Annotated in this window: 3 protein-coding genes; 2 read left to right on the top strand and 1 reads right to left on the bottom strand. The window is 70.1% G+C overall.

The annotated features are described in order from the left end of the window. Positions 1–190 precede the first annotated feature (190 nt). A complete protein-coding gene (locus ACNPM4_RS16025; RefSeq protein ID WP_448986342.1) occupies positions 191–1,114 on the top strand; it encodes a hypothetical protein in 924 nt (307 codons plus the stop codon). Here ACNPM4_RS16025 and ACNPM4_RS16020 read toward each other — a convergent pair. Next, the gene (locus ACNPM4_RS16020) at positions 1,102–1,941 is read right to left on the bottom strand and encodes a sulfurtransferase (protein WP_448986341.1); all 840 of its coding nucleotides are present in this window, start codon (positions 1,939–1,941) and stop codon (positions 1,102–1,104) included. The two genes, ACNPM4_RS16025 and ACNPM4_RS16020, sit on opposite strands and share 13 nt — an antisense overlap. Positions 1,942–2,047: 106 nt before the next feature. Between ACNPM4_RS16020 and ACNPM4_RS16015 the strand changes: the two genes are divergently transcribed. Further along, a partial coding sequence (locus ACNPM4_RS16015; RefSeq protein ID WP_448986340.1) for a DMT family transporter occupies positions 2,048–2,934 on the top strand: 887 nt, incomplete at its 3' end.

Below are 2,934 nucleotides of genomic sequence, written 5' to 3'. Positions count from 1 at the left end.
ATTGCCGGGCTTCACGACGTACGCAGCAAGGGGGGCATCACTGCGTCAGGCCGGTCTTCGCAGGGTCGGGCACCCTGCCTGCGATGACGGCCAAGTGACCCCACATGCCCACCCGGTCCCCTGAGGTGCACGCGTGCGGTCGTATGCTCACTTTAGGGCGGTGGTCTTCACATACCGGACGGGGGCTGTGATGAGTTACGAGTATGACGAACGCAGGTCCGTATCCGATGCCTTCGCGGCGGCCCTGCGCGACGCGATCAACGCGAGGCACGTGACCCTGTCCTGGCTGCATCAGCAGCTCAACATGCGCGGGAACCGCGTGTCGATGGCCACGCTGAGCTATTGGCGCTCGGGCGCGCGACGCCCGGAAGGTGCGCAGTCGCTCGCCGCGCTGGTCGACATCGAAGACCTCCTCTGCCTCGACGCCGGAGCGCTGCGCCGACACCTCGGGCCCACGAACCGGACCGGTCCCCTCGGACCCAACCAGTTCCCCCTCGACGAGGAGGAACTGGAACGTGCCGTCATGGTCGCCTTCGAGGCGCTGGGCGCGTCGTACCCCGACACCTCGCGCGAGCTGACGACGCACTCCGTGACCGACGTCGACGCCGACGGCAACGTCGCGTACAGCATCACCCGCAGCATCGTGCAGTCCACGATCGGCACGATCACGGCCATCCCGTTCCTCGAGATCACGCCGGGCGTGAGCACACCGGCACCGGTCCTGAGCGCCGTCTCGGGCGGACGCATCACCGCGCGGTACTCGCATCCCGACGGCGAGGTGCACGGAGTGCTCTTCGAACTCGACGTGCCCCTGACCGCACCGGACACGGCGATGGTCGAGTGGTCGGTGACGTATCCGCCCGACTACCCGCCGATGCGGGACACCGGTCACGCCCTGGCGCAGAAGGCCAGAGAGCTGCTGGTGTGGACTCGGTTCCACCCGGATGCCGTGCCGGACTGGTGCGAGGAGCGGGTCGAGACCCCGGAGGGCGTCACCGTGACGGACATACCGCTCACCCGCGGGACGTCGGTGCACCTGGTGCGCCGCGCATTCGGCCCCGGCGCGCTCGGGCTGCACTGGGGGTACGGCCCCCGCGAGGATCAGCCGGGCTGATCTCCCGTGGCGACCGGCCGGCCCGGAGTGTTGGACCACTGGCTCCACGAGCCGGGGAAGACTCGGGCGTCGATGCCGACCTCGTGCAGGACGAGTGCGGTGTGGGCGGCCGTGACGCCGGACCCGCAGTAGGCGGCGACCGGCGTGCCGGGTGTCACCCCGATCTCGGCGAAGGACGCCAGGATCGTCTCGCGGTCGAGGATCCGGCCCGCCGCATCGAAGTGCACGGGTTCGGGGAGGTTCCGCGCGCCGGGGATGTGTCCGGCGACCGGGTCGTACGGCTCCGACTCGCCGCGGTACCGGTCGGCCGCTCGCGCGTCGATCAGCACGCCAGACGCCGGGAATGCGGCAGCCTCGTCGATCGACAGCGCGTCGCCGCCGATCTCGTCGAGCACGACATCGCCGGGCTCGGGCGCCACATCGTCGGTCGCGACCTCGAACCCCTCGGCCTGCCAGCCCCGGATGCCGCCGTCGAGCACACGCACATCGACGCCGCCCTGACGAAGCAGCCACCAGGCGCGCGCCGCCGAGATGCCTGTGAAGTCGTCGTAGGCCACGACCGTGTCGCCCGCCCGGACGCCCCAGCGACGGGCCGCGGCCTGCAGCGTCGCCGTCGAGGGCAGCGGATGCCGCCCCTCCGAGGGATCGCCGTGAGTGGCGAGCTCCGTGTCCAGCGCGGCGAACACGGCACCGGGGATGTGGCCCGTCAGGTAATCGTCATGCCCGGCCTCGGGTCGATCCAGCCGCCACCGCACGTCGATCACACGCACGGGCGCATCGGCGTTCAGCAGGTCGTTCAGCTCGGATGCACTCACGAAGTCGCTCATCCTGCGAGGCTACCGAGTCTGCGGCAGCATCCGGTTCGGGGCCGTCTTCTCCCGTCACGATCCGCGCGACTATGCTCGATCCGGCAACGTCGAGAAAGGGCCAGCGATGCCCTCTCGTCTTCGGTGGATGCGGCTCCGCCCGCAGGAGGCCGCACTCATCGCGATCACCGCGGTGTGGGGCGGCACGTTCCTGCTCGTGCACTGGGCGATGGAGCACTCGGGGCCCTGGTTCTTCGTCGGCATCCGGTTCCTGATCGCGGGACTGATCAGCGTCGTCATCTTCCGCCGCGTGCTGCGCGGCATCCGCTGGCGTGATGTCGGCGCCGGCGTCGCGATCGGCGTCATGATCTACCTCGGCTACGGGCTGCAGACGCTCGGGCTGCAGACCATCGACAGCAGCACCTCTGCCTTCATCACGGCGATGTACGTGCCGCTGGTTCCGTTCGCGCAGTGGGCCGTGTTCCGCAAGCGACCGCCGGCCATGGCCTTCGCGGGTGCCGGGCTGGCGATCGTGGGGCTGCTGCTGATCGCCGGGCCCGACGCCTTCGCGCTCACCCTCGGCGCCGGCGAGATCGCGACCATGATCAGCACTCTGCCCATCGCGGCCGAGATCATCCTGATCAGCCTGTTCGCCGGGAAGATCGACCTCGGCCGCATCACCGTCATCCAGCTGCTGACCGCCGGAGTGCTGGGGCTGCTCACGATGCCGGTGGTGGGTGAGGGCGTGCCGGAGTTCTCATGGATCTGGGTCGGCTGCGCGGTGGGGCTGGGCGCGGCGAGCTGCCTGATCCAGCTGACCATGAACTGGGCGCAGAAGTCGGTCTCCCCCACCCGCGCGACCATCATCTACGCCGGCGAGCCGGTGTGGGCAGGGGTCATCGGGCGCATCGCCGGTGAGCGACTGCCCGCGACCGCGCTCATCGGCGGAGCGCTCGTCGTGCTCGGGATCCTCGCGAGCGAGCTGAAGCTCGTGCGGCGGCGAGCCGAGAGGGG

It is taken from the genome of Microbacterium umsixpiens (genome assembly GCF_053543675.1).
The sequence above is the reverse complement of the archived record's forward strand: the minus strand, read 5'-3'. Positions and strand labels throughout refer to the sequence as shown.

Bases quoted from the DNA above. Each gene is read 5' to 3' on its own strand.
- ACNPM4_RS16020 (WP_448986341.1), bottom strand. From the start codon at position 1,941: ATGAGCGACTTCGTGAGTGCATCCGAGCTGAACGACCTGCTGAACGCC.
- ACNPM4_RS16025 (WP_448986342.1), top strand. From the start codon at position 191: ATGAGTTACGAGTATGACGAACGCAGGTCCGTATCCGATGCCTTCGCG.